General features: G+C 70.3%; 14 protein-coding genes and 1 tRNA gene. 12 read left to right on the plus strand and 3 right to left on the minus strand.

Features of this window, described 5'->3' with window-relative positions:
• Positions 1–223 precede the first annotated feature (223 nt).
• The 10 genes from hemB (at position 224) to ACFZ8E_RS07100 (ending at position 10,314) form a co-directional block, all read left to right on the plus strand.
• A complete protein-coding gene (gene hemB / locus ACFZ8E_RS07055; protein WP_405042422.1) occupies positions 224–1,297 on the plus strand; it encodes a porphobilinogen synthase in 1,074 nt (357 codons plus the stop codon).
• Positions 1,294–1,668 carry a hypothetical protein gene (locus ACFZ8E_RS07060; protein WP_405042423.1) on the plus strand — a complete coding sequence of 125 codons (375 nt, stop codon included), beginning with the start codon at positions 1,294–1,296 and terminating at the stop codon, positions 1,666–1,668. The genes hemB and ACFZ8E_RS07060 overlap by 4 nt, the downstream gene beginning before the upstream one ends.
• A gap of 253 nt (positions 1,669–1,921) precedes the next feature.
• A complete protein-coding gene (locus ACFZ8E_RS07065; RefSeq protein ID WP_405042424.1) occupies positions 1,922–2,974 on the plus strand; it encodes a methyl-accepting chemotaxis protein in 1,053 nt (350 codons plus the stop codon).
• Positions 2,975–3,052: 78 nt separating this feature from the next.
• Positions 3,053–3,541 carry an RDD family protein gene (locus ACFZ8E_RS07070; RefSeq protein ID WP_147727423.1) on the plus strand — a complete coding sequence of 163 codons (489 nt, stop codon included), beginning with the start codon at positions 3,053–3,055 and terminating at the stop codon, positions 3,539–3,541.
• A gap of 158 nt (positions 3,542–3,699) precedes the next feature.
• Positions 3,700–4,455 carry an arginyltransferase gene (locus ACFZ8E_RS07075; protein WP_147727422.1) on the plus strand — a complete coding sequence of 252 codons (756 nt, stop codon included), beginning with the start codon at positions 3,700–3,702 and terminating at the stop codon, positions 4,453–4,455.
• A 104-nt stretch (positions 4,456–4,559) separates the two neighbouring features.
• On the plus strand, positions 4,560–5,867 hold the full coding sequence (gene purB / locus ACFZ8E_RS07080) for an adenylosuccinate lyase (RefSeq protein WP_243949652.1): 1,308 nt from the start codon (positions 4,560–4,562) through the stop codon (positions 5,865–5,867).
• A gap of 58 nt (positions 5,868–5,925) precedes the next feature.
• Positions 5,926–6,783: a D-amino-acid transaminase gene (locus ACFZ8E_RS07085; RefSeq protein ID WP_405042425.1), complete on the plus strand. Its 858-nt coding sequence runs from the start codon at positions 5,926–5,928 to the stop codon at positions 6,781–6,783.
• A gap of 285 nt (positions 6,784–7,068) precedes the next feature.
• On the plus strand, positions 7,069–7,410 hold the full coding sequence (locus tag ACFZ8E_RS07090) for a hypothetical protein (protein WP_243949656.1): 342 nt from the start codon (positions 7,069–7,071) through the stop codon (positions 7,408–7,410).
• Between the two features lie 159 nt (positions 7,411–7,569).
• Positions 7,570–8,862, plus strand: coding sequence for an adenylosuccinate synthase (locus ACFZ8E_RS07095; RefSeq protein WP_405042426.1), 1,293 nt, complete (start codon positions 7,570–7,572; stop codon positions 8,860–8,862).
• A 51-nt stretch (positions 8,863–8,913) separates the two neighbouring features.
• The gene (locus tag ACFZ8E_RS07100; protein ID WP_405042427.1) at positions 8,914–10,314 is read left to right on the plus strand and encodes a histidine kinase; all 1,401 of its coding nucleotides are present in this window, start codon (positions 8,914–8,916) and stop codon (positions 10,312–10,314) included.
• 89 nt (positions 10,315–10,403) lie between these two features.
• Here ACFZ8E_RS07100 and rpoH read toward each other — a convergent pair whose 3' ends face one another.
• Both rpoH and ACFZ8E_RS07110 read right to left on the minus strand, forming a co-directional pair.
• On the minus strand, positions 10,404–11,288 hold the full coding sequence (gene rpoH / locus ACFZ8E_RS07105; protein WP_147728070.1) for an RNA polymerase sigma factor RpoH: 885 nt from the start codon (positions 11,286–11,288) through the stop codon (positions 10,404–10,406).
• A 243-nt stretch (positions 11,289–11,531) separates the two neighbouring features.
• On the minus strand, positions 11,532–12,509 hold the full coding sequence (locus ACFZ8E_RS07110) for an RluA family pseudouridine synthase (RefSeq protein WP_405044340.1): 978 nt from the start codon (positions 12,507–12,509) through the stop codon (positions 11,532–11,534).
• 128 nt (positions 12,510–12,637) lie between these two features.
• Between ACFZ8E_RS07110 and ACFZ8E_RS07115 the strand changes: the two genes are divergently transcribed.
• Positions 12,638–12,712: transfer RNA gene (locus ACFZ8E_RS07115), tRNA-Glu, on the plus strand.
• A gap of 171 nt (positions 12,713–12,883) precedes the next feature.
• Positions 12,884–13,135, plus strand: coding sequence for a hypothetical protein (locus ACFZ8E_RS07120; RefSeq protein ID WP_405042428.1), 252 nt, complete (start codon positions 12,884–12,886; stop codon positions 13,133–13,135).
• A 133-nt stretch (positions 13,136–13,268) separates the two neighbouring features.
• On the opposite strand, the gene ACFZ8E_RS07125 is transcribed toward ACFZ8E_RS07120, so the two are convergent.
• Positions 13,269–13,484, minus strand: a complete 216-nt coding sequence (locus tag ACFZ8E_RS07125; RefSeq protein ID WP_147728068.1) for a hypothetical protein — start codon at positions 13,482–13,484, stop codon at positions 13,269–13,271.
• Positions 13,485–13,494 lie beyond the last annotated feature (10 nt).

Raw genomic sequence — 13,494 nt, forward strand, 5'->3', positions numbered from 1 at the left:
GAATCGAACGCCGGAGCGATGTGAAAGAATTCCGATCCGCTGCGGGATGTCACGTGCCGAGGCGACGGCGTCACGCAGGCGTGAACCGTTCGGGGACCCTGCCGCGCTGCGGGCGGGGCGCCTCCGGCGGCTCGTGACGTCGCGGCGCTTCGCCGGCTTCGCCCGCCCAGCCACTTATGCTACGCCGCGCCACCCGCGAACCGATCACAGCGAACGCGATCCCATGCCCTTCGAACACGCTTCCGACGACACGCCCCGGCCGCGCCCGCTCGCCGTGGAGACCGCGCGGGAGGGGACCCGCGCCGAGGGCCTGAAGATCACCCAGCGTCCGCGCCGCAACCGCAAGGCCGACTGGTCGCGGCGGCTGGTGCGCGAGAACACGCTGACGGTCGACGACCTGATCTGGCCGATGTTCGTGATCGTGGGGACGGGCCGGCGCGAGCCGATCGCCTCCATGCCCGGCGTCGAGCGCCTCAGCGTCGACGAGATCGTGCGCGACGCCGAGCGCGCCGCCCGCCTCGGCATCCCGGCGATCTCGTTCTTTCCCTATACGGAAGCGAGCTTGCGCGACCCCACAGGCTCCGAGGCCCTGAACCCGGACAACCTCGTCTGCCGGGCGGTGCGCGCGGTGAAGAAGGCGGTGCCGCAGATCGGCATCATGACCGACGTCGCCCTCGACCCCTACACCTCGCATGGCCATGACGGCCTGCTCTCGGACGGCGCGATCCTCAACGACGAGACCGTCGCGCTGCTGGTCGAGCAGAGCCTGATCCAGGCCGAGGCCGGCACCGACATCATCGCGCCCTCCGATATGATGGACGGGCGCGTCGGCGCGATCCGCGCCGGGCTCGACAAGGCCGGCTTCCTCGACGTGCAGATCATGGCCTACGCGGCGAAGTACGCCAGCGCGTTCTACGGCCCGTTCCGCGACGCGATCGGCACGCAGGCGGCGCTCGTCGGCGACAAGCGCACCTACCAGATGGACCCCGGCAACGGCCTGGAGGCGTTGCGCGAGGTCGCCCTCGACCTGGAGGAGGGCGCCGATTCGGTTATGGTGAAGCCCGGGCTGCCCTATCTCGACATCATCCGCCGTGTGAAGGACGAATTCGGCGTGCCGACCTTCGCCTACCAGGTGTCGGGCGAGTACGCGATGATCGAGGCCGCCAGCCGCAACGGCTGGCTCGACGGCGAGCGCGCCATGGTCGAGAGCCTGCTCGCCTTCAAGCGCGCCGGCGCCGACGGCGTGCTGACCTACTACGCCCCCCGCGTCGCCGAGCGGCTGCGCACCGGCGCGTGAGGCGCCGGCGGGGCAGCGGGTTCGTCGCCCTCGGGATCGCGCTCGGATTTCTCGGCGGTCTCGGCGCCTGCGAGAGCGCGGTGCAGCGCCAGCGCCTGTCCATCTGCCGGAAGGCGGTGCCGGCGCTCGTGCCGGACGAGACGGCGGTGCGGATCCTGCGCGCCGGCACCGGCGCGGCCCCCGACAGCATCCGCGTCGACTACGTGCTCGGTCGCCATCCTCACTATGCGTTGTGCCGCTTCAACGCCGGGGCCGTGCTCGACGGTATCTCCACCGACCGCACGACGCTGTCGGAGGCCTCCCTCTACCTGCTTAAGCGCTACTATCTCGACACGCCGGACGCCGACGAGCCCAAGCAGAAGATACCTTGAGCGCTCTGCGCTCGAAGCGGGATACCGCCACGTTGTCTGTACGGTGACGTGTTTTGAGGCAGACGGACGGCGGCTTGCTTGCAAGAGAAGCAATTACAGCTCAAGCCAGCGAAAATTAACAGCAGACCGTGCCTCGCACTTTTAAGATTTGTGAAAATATTACAGTCCTAAGTCTATATCACTACGGATTCATACAACCTTCTCCCCACAGGTACGCGTCGGCGTGCCCGCGGCGGCGCGCCCAGGAAATTCCATGGTCCCCCAGCGCATCTCCGAAGATGTCGGCCTCGCGGAACTGGTCGACCGCTCCACCGGCCAGCTGAAGACCTCGACCCGAGCCAGCATCGGCGCGATCAACACCATCACCCGCCGCATGCATCTGCTGGCGATGAACGCGATGATCGAGGCGGCGCATGCCGGCGCGCAGGGCGCGGGCTTCTCGGTGGTGGCGCAGGAGGTGCGCCAAGTCGCCGGCGAGATCGACGGCCTCGCCTCGGCGCTGGGCACGAAGCTCGGCGACGGCGTCGACACGCTGACCCGCGCCGTCGGCCAGCTCGCCGACCACGCCCGCGCCACGCGTTGCGTCGATCTCGCCCTCAACGCCGTCGAGGTGATCGACCGCAATCTCTACGAGCGCACCTGCGACGTGCGCTGGTGGGCGACGGATGCCGCGATCGTCGACGCCGCCTCCGATCCGACCGAGGCGGCCGCCGCCCATGCGAGCCGGCGCCTCGGCGTCATCCTGTCGTCCTACACGGTCTATCTCGACCTCTGGCTGTGCGACCTGCACGGGCGCGTGATCGCCGGCGGGCGCCCGGACCGCTTCGCCGTCCAGGGCCGCGACGTCCGCAACGAGGCGTGGTTCGCCAAGGCGCGCGCCCTGACCTCGGGCGACGACTTCGCGGTCGCCGACATCGCGCGCTGCGCCGGGCTCGGCGGTGCGCAGGTCGCGACCTACGTCGCCTCGGTCCGCGCGGACGGCGAGGCGCACGGCAAGCCCCTGGGCTACCTCGCGATCCATTTCGACTGGGAGCCGCAGGCCCGCGCGATCGTCGAGGGTGTCCGCCTCGCGCCCGACGAGCGGGCATCGAGCCGCCTGATGCTGCTCGACGCGCGCCATCGCGTCATCGCCTGCTCGCGGGGCCGCGGCATCCTCACCGAGCGCTACCCGCTGCAGGTCGACGCCGCCGCCAGCGGGCATTACCGGGATCCCCAGGGGCGCCTGGTCGCGTACCACGCCACGCCCGGCTACGAGACCTATGCCGGCCTCGGTTGGCGCGGCGTCATCGAGCAGGCGGCCGGCTGAGCGGAGGGGGCCGGGCCTTGAGGGAGATCGGGGCGATTCCCATGTGACGGTCCAGCGATGTCACGCGAGATCACGGCCATGCTGAACCCCCGCTCCGATTACGCCCGCCCGTTCGAAGCGCCGAGCTACCTGCCCCCCGTGACGATGCCGGCGGTCCGCGCCAGCCTCGGCGGCCGCACGGTCGCCTACCTGCTCGACATCCTGTTCATCCTCGGCTTCAGCGCCCTGCTCTGGGTCGCGATCGCCTTCCTCGGCGTGGTCACCTTCGGCCTCGGCTGGGCGCTGTTCGCGGTCCTGCCGGCGAGCGGCGTGATCTACAGTGCGATCACCGTCGGCGGCTCGCGCCAGAGCACGCTCGGGATGCGGATGATGGGCCTGCGCGTCGTCGCGCCGGAGACCGGGCGGCCGGTCGACCTGATCACCGCCGCGGTCCACGCGCTGCTGTTCTACGTCGCGATCTCGACCTTCCTGCTGTGGTTCGTCGATCTCGCCTTCGGCCTGGTCCGCAGCGATCGCCGTCTCGGCCACGACGTGCTCCTCGGCCTCGCCGTCGTGCGCGCCGGCTGACGTCGCGACCGCGCCGGCAAACGGTTTCGGCCGCGCGCACCGGCGCGGCGAAATTGTCGCCTCGCCTTGGCCGGCAACCCATTGAGCGCGGCCACGGCCGCGTTACACTGCAGCGGCGGCCCGGCGCAGGAACCCGTGGCGAGAGGGCAGCGCGAAGCGTGACGAGCCACCCGCGCGACACACCGCAATTCTACCTGACGGCGCCGTCGAACTGCCCCTACCTGCCGGGGCAGGAGGAGCGGAAGGTGTTCACGCACCTCGTCGGCCGTCGCGCCCGCGATCTCAACGAGATCCTGACGCAGGGCGGCTTCCGCCGCTCGCAGACCATCGCCTACCGCCCGGCCTGCGAGACCTGCCGCGCCTGCATCTCGGTGCGCGTGGTGGTGTCCGACTTCGTCGCCAGCGGCAGCCAACGCCGGATCCTGTCGCGCAGCGCCGACCTCGTCGGCACGCCCGAGCCGAACCGCCCGGCCTCCGAGCAGTACGCCCTGTTCCGCCGCTACCTCGACGCCCGCCACGGCGACGGCGGCATGGTCGACATGACGGTGCTCGACTACGCGATGATGATCGAGGACAGCCACGTCGACACGCACCTCGTCGCCTATCGCCGGCGCGGGCCCGACACCGCGATCCACGGCCGCGGCGTCGGCGGCTTGGTGGCGCTCTGCCTCACCGACGTGCTCTCCGACGGCCTGTCGATGGTGTACTCGTTCTACGACCCGGCGGAGGCCCACCGGTCGCTTGGGACCTACATGATCCTCGATCATATCCGGCGCGCCCACGAGATGGGCCTGCCGTACCTCTACCTCGGCTACTGGGTCGAGGGCTCGCGCAAGATGGATTACAAGGCCCGCTTCCTGCCGCAGGAGCGGTTGCAGCCGCAGGGTTGGGTGCGGGTCGAGCCGAAGGCGTAATGCCAGCGCGGTCAGCAGGGCCGGCCGGCCCTGCGGTGCGTTCACCTCCCGGCCCAGCCGTGCTAGGCGCGCGGCTCGATACGCCCGCGAGATCCGAGACGCCGATGATCCCCCGCTACAGCCGCCCCGCGATGACGGCGATCTGGTCGCCCGAATCCCGCTTCCGCATCTGGTTCGAGATCGAGGCGCACGCCACCACGGCGCTTAGCGAGATCGGCGTGGTGCCGAAGGACGCCGCTGACAAGGTCTGGGAGAAGGGCCGCGATGCGGTGTTCGACGTGGCCCGCATCGACGCGATCGAGGCGGTGACCAAGCACGACGTCATCGCCTTCCTCACGCATCTGTCGGAGATCGTCGGGCCGGAGGCGCGCTTCGTCCACCAGGGCATGACCTCGTCGGACGTGCTCGACACCTGCCTCAACGTCCAGCTCGTCCGCGCCGCCGACATCCTGATCGCCGACGTCGATGCGCTGCTCGCCGCCCTGAAGCGCCGCGCGCTCGAGCACAAGCTCACCCCGACCATCGGCCGCTCGCACGGCATCCACGCCGAGCCCGTCACCTTCGGCCTCAAGCTCGCCCAGGCCTATGCCGAGTTCGTGCGCAACCGCGCCCGGCTGGTGTTGGCGCGGGAGGAGATCGCCACCTGCGCGATCTCGGGCGCGGTCGGCACCTTCGCCAACATCGACCCGCGGGTCGAGGCCTACGTCGCCGAGAAGATGGGGCTGACGGTCGAGCCGGTCTCGACCCAGGTCATCCCGCGCGACCGGCACGCGATGTTCTTCGCGACGCTCGGCGTCGTCGCTTCGTCGCTCGAGCGGCTCGCGATCGAGGTGCGTCACCTGCAGCGCACCGAGGTGCTGGAGGCCGAGGAGTTCTTCTCGGAAGGCCAGAAGGGCTCGTCGGCGATGCCGCACAAGCGCAATCCGGTGCTGACCGAGAACGTCACCGGGCTCACCCGCATGGTGCGCGCCTACGCGCTGCCGGCGATGGAGAACGTGGCGCTCTGGCACGAGCGCGACATCTCGCACTCCTCCGTCGAGCGGATGATCGGGCCGGATGCCACCATCACCCTCGACTTCGCGCTCGCCCGCATGACGGGGGTGATCGACAAGCTGCTGATCTACCCGGCCCAGATGCAGAAGAATCTCGACCGGCTCGGCGGCCTCGTCCACTCGCAGCGCGTGCTGCTGGCCCTGACGCAGGCGGGCGTCAGCCGCGAGGACGCGTATCGCCTCGTCCAGCGCAACGCGATGCCGGTCTGGCGCGGGGAGGGCGACTTCCTCGCCCTGCTGAAGGGCGATGCCGAGGTCACGGCGGCCCTGTCGCCCGAGCAGATCGAGGAATGCTTCGATCTCGGCTACCACTTCAAGCACGTGGACACGATCTTCTCGCGGGTCTTCGGGGACGGCTGAACCCCGCACGAATCCTGCTAGGAACGATATCGACCGGTCATCGCAAAGGGCATCCGCCGTGGCGTCACCCCGCATCGTCTACCTCAACGGCGAATTCCTGCCCTTCGACCAGGCCCGCGTGCCGGTGATGGATCGCGGGTTCCTGTTCGCGGACGGGATCTACGAGGTCTCGGCGATCATCGACGGGCGCCTCGTCGACAACGCGGCGCATCTTGCCCGCCTCGACCGGTCGCTCGGCGAGATCGGCATCCGCAACCCGCACGACGCGGCCGCCTGGGAGCGCCTGCAGACCGAGCTCGTCGCCCGGAACGGGGTCGTCGAGGGGCTGGTCTACATGCAGGTCACGCGCGGCGTGCACGAGCGCGACTTCGCCTTCCCGCCCGCCGGCACGCCGCCGACCGTGATGATGTTCACGCAAGCCAAGACCGTGCTCGCCAACACGCTGGCCGAGACGGGCGCCAAGGTGGTCACGGTCGAGGACCTGCGCTGGAAGCGGCGGGACATCAAGTCGGTCGCCCTGCTCGCACAGGTGCTGGCCAAGCAGGCGGCCGCGGAGGCCGGCGTCGCCGAAGCCTGGATGGTCGAGGACGGCGCGGTCACGGAGGGCTCGTCCTCCACCGCCTTCATCGCGACCGGGGACGGCCGCCTCGTCACCCGCCCGCTCTCGACCGCGCTCCTGCCCGGCATCACCCGCGCCGCGGTGATGCGGCTCGCCGCCGAGACCGGCCTGACGGTGGAGGAGCGCCTGTTCTCCGTCGAGGAGGCCTACGCGGCGGCGGAGGCGTTCTACACCAGCGCCTCGGCCTTCGTGATGCCGGTCGTCGCCATCGACGACCGCACGATCGGCGAGGGCGTCCCCGGCCCGATCGCCCGCCGCCTGCGCGAGCTCTACATCGCGATGGCGCGGGGGAGCTGAGGGAACCTTTCGCGACCCAATCGGAGACATTCCTCGCCGCGCCTTCGCTCCCCTCTGCGGGGGAGGGTCGGCCTCGCGTCAGCGAGGTTCGGGAGAGGGGAGCGACCTTTCCGGATACGGCGCTCCCCTCTCCCGACCCGCTTCGCGGGCCACTCTCTCCCGCAGAGGGGGGAGCGAAGCGGCGCTCGATTCGAACGAGGCATCCGCGTCCCAGGAGATCGCGATAGGAACGGTTCCCCGGCCTCGGTGTTTGCTTCCCGATCGCGAACGAGAGGGAGGTCTTCGTTGTCAAAGGTCCTGACGGGGCTCGCCGCCTCGGTCTTCGCGCTGGTCGCCACGGCCGCGCTCGCCCAGAATCCCGATGCGCCGCTGAAGGATCGCGACAGCGATCCGGTGCTGCCGCCCCAGAACCAGACGCCGCCCGATCGCGTGCGCCCGAATGCCGACGCGCCGCCGGCCGATTCCACGCTCAGCGACAAGCTGCGGCAGAGCGACGGCGTCATCAAGCCGCCGGGCAACGCGGCCCCCGGCATGGTGGTTGAGCCGCCGAACCCGAACGCCGGCTCCATGCCGGTGATCAAGCCGGGCGAGCTGCCGGGGCAGAAGCCCGGAACCGAAGCCAAATAGGCTCCGCGCCGAAGCTCGTCCCCTGCCGGTTCGACACGGCGGGGGCGGTTTGCTTGATTTCCCGGACCGGATCGCGGAAACACCCTCACGGCAACGGGTTTTCTCTCGCGCGGCGCAACGCCGGGCGCCCGCGAACGGGCCACGGGTCTGAAGGCACGCATGGCGAACGTCGTCGTCGTAGGCGCCCAATGGGGCGATGAGGGCAAGGGCAAGATCGTCGACTGGCTCTCCGAGCAGGCCGACATCGTGGTCCGCTTCCAGGGCGGCCACAATGCCGGGCATACGCTCGTCATCGACGGCGTGACCTACAAGCTGGCGCTGCTGCCCTCGGGCGTGGTGCGCGGCGGCAAGCTCTCGGTGATCGGCAACGGCGTCGTCGTCGACCCGTGGCACCTCGTCGACGAGATCGCCCGCATCCAGGCGCAGGGCGTCGAGGTCTCGCCGCGATCCCTCCGCATCGCCGACAACGCGACGCTGATCCTGCCGCTGCACCGCGAGCTCGACCATTTCCGCGAGACCGCCAACGCTGGGCTGAAGATCGGCACGACCAAGCGCGGCATCGGCCCGGCCTACGAGGACAAGGTCGGCCGCCGCGCGATCCGCGTGGTCGATCTCGCCGATGCCGACACCCTGCCGGCCAAGATCGAGCGGGTGCTGACCCACCACAACGCCCTGCGCCGCGGCCTCGGCATCGCCGAAGTCGACGCGGGCGCCCTGCTGTCCGAATTGAAGGCGATCGCGCCGACGATTCTGCCCTATGCCTGCCCGGTCTGGGCGCTGCTCGACGAGGAGCGCCGCGCCGGCAAGCGCATCCTGTTCGAGGGCGCGCAGGGCGCGCTGCTCGACGTCGACCACGGCACCTATCCCTTCGTCACCTCGTCGAACATCGTCGCGGCGCAGGCGGCGACCGGCTCGGGCCTCGGCCCGGGCGCGATCGGCTACGTGCTCGGCATCGCCAAGGCCTACACCACCCGCGTCGGCGAGGGCCCGTTCCCGACCGAGCTGTTCGACGAGATCGGCGAGACCATCGGCCGGAAGGGCCGCGAGTTCGGCGTCAACACCGGGCGCAAGCGGCGCTGCGGCTGGTTCGACGCGGTGCTGGTGCGCCAGACCGTGCGCACCTCGGGCATCGACGGCATCGCCCTGACCAAGCTCGACATCCTCGACGGGTTCGAGACGATCGAGGTCTGCACCGGCTACCGCCTCGACGGCGCGGTCATCGACCACCTGCCGGCGAGCCAGGCCGCACAGGCCCGGGTCGAGCCGGTCTACGAGACGATCCCCGGATGGTCGGAGACGACCGCCGGCGCCCGCTCCTGGGCCGAGCTGCCGGCGCAGGCGATCAAGTACGTCCGGCGCATCGAGGAGCTGATCGGCTGCCCGGTGGCGCTCCTCTCGACGTCGCCGGAGCGCGACGACACCATCCTGATGCACAATCCCTTCGAGGATTGATCGTCCGGTCCGCGCGACGCGCGGACCGCGAACCCGCGGATCCCTGAGGACATGGCCGATTACTACCCGTTGCTGGCGCGGGCGCTCGACGCCCTGCCCGACCGGACGCCGGCCATGCGCAAGGCGGTCTACGAGCGCGCGCGCAACGCCCTGATCGGCCAGCTCCGCTCCCTCGACCCGCCGCTGCCCGAGGCGGACATCGATCTCGAGCGGCAGGCGCTCGACAACGCCATCGCGCGGCTGGAGGTCGATTACGGCGCACCCGCGCCCGCACCGGAGGTCGCCCCGCCGCCCGCGCCGGCGATCGTGCCGCCTCCGCCGCCGCAACCGCCGATCCCCGAGCCGACCCCGGCGCCGCTGCCGGCCCCCGTGCTCGAGCCCGAGCCGCAGCCCGAAGCCACGCCGTTCCTCCCGCCGGCTCCGGCCCCGTCCTTCCTGCCGAAGGCGCCGGAGGAGCCGCGCGAGGCCGCCGTGCCGATCACCGCGCGCAAGCCGAAGGGCCCGGATCCGATCCCCGAGCCGGAGCCCGCGGCGGTCCAGCCGGCCGAGGCCGTCGACGATCCGATCGCCGCCAACGATGCGGCGAACGGGCGGCAGCGCCCGCGCATCGACGTGGTGGCGCCGCGCGGCGGGCGCTCGCGGATGCTGCGCAACGCCTTCGTCGGCATCGTCCTGACGGTGGTGATCGGGCTGATCGCGGTCGCGGCGTTCCTGCTGCGCGACAAGCCGGCGAACCTGCCCTCCGGCGGTGCCGAGACGGCGGAAACCCAGCCGGAGGGCGCCGAGACGAAGTTCTCGGACCGGATCGGCGGCGACCCCGCTCCGAAGGCATCGCCGCCGGCCGTCGCGACGGATCAGGCCGGGTCGCGCAATCCCGCGAGCCCGCCGAGCCAACCCGGGATCGCGGTTGCGCAGCGCGCCGTCCTGATCGAGGAGAACACCGCGGGCCAGAACGCGGCGCCGACCTCGACGACCGGCCGCGTGGTCTGGCGCCTCGATTCCGTTCCCGGCGAGCAGGGCCAGCCCTTGGAGACGGCGATCGTCGCCACGGTGACGGTGCCGGAGGCCGGCCTCACGCTGGTGATGACGATCCAGCGCAACCTCGACCAGACCCTGCCGGCCTCGCACACGATCAATCTCGTCTTCACCGGCACCGGCGCGGACGGCGAGAAGCGCTCGGTGCAGGATATCGGCCTGCTTCAGGCCAAGGACGACGAGGCCGCCCGCGGTTCGCCGGTCTCGGGCCTACCGGTCCGCGTGCGGGAGAACCTGTTCCTGATCGGGCTGTCGTCGCTGCGCGGCGACGTCGACCGCAACACCGACCTGCTGCTGCACAAGCCCTGGTTCGACATCGCGATCCGCTACGCCAGCGGGCAGCGCGCCGTGCTCAATTTCGAGAAGGGCAGCGCCGGCACGCAGGTGGTGCAGGAGGCGTTCGACCAGTGGAAGTGAGCTGACCGCTCCGACGGAAGGCCGTGCCGCCCTCCCCGCATGGGGGGAGGGGATATGCCCGGATGTCGCCGCCGACGCTGGTCTCGGCGTCACGCACCCATGCGCGGCAATTCCCGCGTCGCGAGGTTGCGTTTGACCGCTTCCTGGACCTTCTCGAACGCCCGCACCTCGATCTGGCGGACGCGCTCGCGCGAGACGCCGAACTCGCCCGAGAGGTCCTCCAGGGTAATCGGATCGTCGGCGAGGCGCCGCGCCTCGAAGATGCGACGCTCGCGGGCGTTGAGCACCGAGAGCGCGTCGCGCAGCGCCGAAAGCCGGTTCTGGCCTTCCTGCTCGCCGGCCAGCACCGTCTCCTGGCTCGGCGCGTTGTCGACGAGCCAATCCTGCCACTCGCCCTCGCCCTCCTCGCGCAGGGGCGCGTTGAGGGAGGTGTCGCCGGACAGGCGGCGGTTCATGTCGATCACGTCCTGCTCGGGCACGCCGAGCCGGGTCGCGATCTGCGCCACCTGATCCGGCTTGAGGTCGCCCTCCTCGAGCGCCGAGATCTTGCCCTTGGCCTTGCGCAGGTTGAAGAACAGCTTCTTCTGGTTGGCGGTGGTGCCCATCTTCACGAGCGACCACGAGCGCAGGATGTATTCCTGGATCGCCGCCTTGATCCACCACATCGCGTAGGTCGCGAGGCGGAAGCCCTTGTCGGGATCGAAGCGCTTGACCGCCTGCATCAGGCCGACATTGCCCTCGGACACGACCTCGCCGATCGGCAGGCCGTAGCCGCGATAGCCCATGGCGATCTTGGCGACGAGGCGCAGGTGCGAGGTGACGAGGCGGTGCGCCGCCTCGCGGTCGCCGCCGTCGCGCCAGTTCTTGGCCAGCGTGAACTCTTCCGTCGGCTCCAGCATCGGGAACTTGCGGATCTCGTCGAGGTAGCGCGACAGGCCACCTTCGTTGGCGAGCACGGGCAATGCGCCGGCCATGGCATTCTCCTTGACGATGGTCCCCCTGGCGGGCGGACACTCTGGTGCGGAGCACCGCTTCTCAAGCCGGCTCTCCGAATCCCCATGGTAGAGGGGAAAACTCCGAGCCGGTAGCGGGTCCGCGACGCGAACATAGACCTCAACGCATCACGCCTCCGGAAGGTCGAACCTGTCACGATCGGTCGCGGGCCTCGGTGCGGTTTCACACGCTGGTCCTTGACCGTGGCCCGGCGGCCACGCGGCTCAGCGCTCCGCCAGCGCCGCCACCAGCCGCGTCATCTCCGGCGGGAGCGGGCTCTCGAAGCGGAGGTGCTCGCCGGTGCGCGGATGGGCGAAGCCGAGCAGCGCCGCGTGCAGCGCCTGCCGCCCAAGGGCCTTCAGCGCGTCCTGCGCGGTCTCCGACAGCCGCGCCGCCTTGGTGATGAAGGCGCCGCCGTAGACCGCATCCCCCAGGAGCGGATGCCCGCGATGGGTCATGTGCACGCGAATCTGGTGCGTGCGCCCGGTCTCGAGCCGGCAGCGGACCAGGGCGGCCTCGGGGTAGGCCGCCTCGACCGCGTAGTGCGTCACCGCGTGCCGGCCCTCCTCGGGGCGCACCACCGCGATCTTCTCGCGGTTCTTGCGGCTGCGGTCGAGGTTGGCGTCGATGGTGCCCACCCGCGGCTCGGGCAAGCCCCAGACCAGGGCGAGATAGGCCCGCTCCAGCGGCCCGTTGCGGCCGTGGTCGGCGAACTGCGCGGTGAGGCCCTTGTGGGCGGCGTCGTTCTTGGCGACGACGATCAGCCCGCTCGTGTCCTTGTCGAGCCGGTGGACGATGCCGGGCCGGCGCACGCCGCCGATCCCCGACAGGCTCGCCCCGCAATGGCCGATCAGCGCGTTGACGAGGGTGCCGGCCGCGTGCCCGGGCGCCGGATGGACCACCAGCCCGGCCGGCTTGTCGATCACGACGAGGTCGTCGTCCTCGTATGCGATGACGAGGTCGACCGCCTCCGCCTGCGGCTCGGCCGACACCGCCTCGGGCAGCACCACCGCGAGCACCGTGCCCGGCCCGACCTTCACCGCCGAATCCAGGATCGTCACCCCGTCGCGGCGGACATGGCCCGCCTTGACCAAATCCTGCAACCGCGCCCGCGACACGTCGGGAAAGGCGATCGCCAACGCCCTGTCGAGGCGCACCCGCTCCGCCTCCGGCCCGATCACCGCCTGCCGCTCGCCTTCGATCTCGAAACCCTGCAACACGCCACTCCTCACGACCCGGCGAAAAAGGCTCCGCCCGGGTCTTGCTCCATCGCCGTACCGTCGCTATACGAACGCCTCGCCGGCCGATAGCTTCATCAGCCGCAGCGACCGCGCCCATCGTCTAGCGGTTAGGACAGGTCCCTCTCACGGATCAGACCGGGGTTCGATTCCCCGTGGGCGCGCCACTTCCGTATAGGACTGCGAACATCAGGCACGGCTGTGCCACCGGCTCCTGTCACGGCAGTTTTTAGGCTTTCCTTGTCGCCGACAATGCGGATCACGTCCGCTCCGACCTCCACCCGGTCGACGAGCGCCTGAAGCCACGCCTTTCGAAACGGGATCTCGCCCGACGTCACGTGCTCGCGCATCAGGCGCTCGATCGCTTCGGGGCTGATCTTTGCTGGACCCGGACCGGCATCACGAATCCGGCCGAGCGCGGCTTTTGTCAGTTCCTGCTCCGCCCACACAGCCGAAAGCCGCTCCTTCAGGAGGTCGTCCGGCTCGTCCTCACCGATCTCCACCAGCCGGTAGAGCCGCCGCAGCTTCTCCTCCGCTATCGCGAGCTCGCTTCGCAGCCACGCGGCCGTCGACATCCGCCGCACGCTTAGCTCTGAGCGCCTAGAGACAAGTCAAAGTAGCCCCCAGTCGCTCGGGCTGCAGCAGTTCGGCTACGAGGCGGTCGGTGACGAGCGAGTCGAACGTCACCATTCGGATCGAGCGGCCGGGGCAGCCCGTCGCACCTTAACGCACCTGCGTCGAGCAGCTGCAGTAGGTGTGCCCTTTCTTCGATTTCGAGGTTCCGGTCCGCAGCCTCATCGCGCCGCCGCACGTCGTGCGCGTCGCAAGTCCGGTGAGCAGGATCGGCCCCGTCACCACGCGTGCGGGCGTGACACGCGGATTGTGGGCGTTCAGCGTCGTCTGCACCGCGTTGGACACGTCATGCGCGATGAAAAGCAAATGTCGGGTT

Source organism: Methylobacterium sp. HMF5984, assembly GCF_045033435.1.
In the GTDB taxonomy this organism is placed as follows: Bacteria; Pseudomonadota; Alphaproteobacteria; order Rhizobiales; family Beijerinckiaceae; genus Methylobacterium.

Excerpts from the sequence above, each read along its gene's own strand:
- hemB (WP_405042422.1), top strand. The coding sequence starts at position 224 with ATGCCCTTCGAACACGCTTCCGACGACACGCCCCGGCCGCGCCCGCTC.
- ACFZ8E_RS07065 (WP_405042424.1), top strand. The coding sequence starts at position 1,922 with ATGGTCCCCCAGCGCATCTCCGAAGATGTCGGCCTCGCGGAACTGGTC.
- ACFZ8E_RS07070 (WP_147727423.1), top strand. The coding sequence starts at position 3,053 with ATGCTGAACCCCCGCTCCGATTACGCCCGCCCGTTCGAAGCGCCGAGC.
- purB (WP_243949652.1), top strand. The coding sequence starts at position 4,560 with ATGATCCCCCGCTACAGCCGCCCCGCGATGACGGCGATCTGGTCGCCC.
- ACFZ8E_RS07095 (WP_405042426.1), top strand. The coding sequence starts at position 7,570 with ATGGCGAACGTCGTCGTCGTAGGCGCCCAATGGGGCGATGAGGGCAAG.
- ACFZ8E_RS07100 (WP_405042427.1), top strand. The coding sequence starts at position 8,914 with ATGGCCGATTACTACCCGTTGCTGGCGCGGGCGCTCGACGCCCTGCCC.
- rpoH (WP_147728070.1), bottom strand. The coding sequence starts at position 11,288 with ATGGCCGGCGCATTGCCCGTGCTCGCCAACGAAGGTGGCCTGTCGCGC.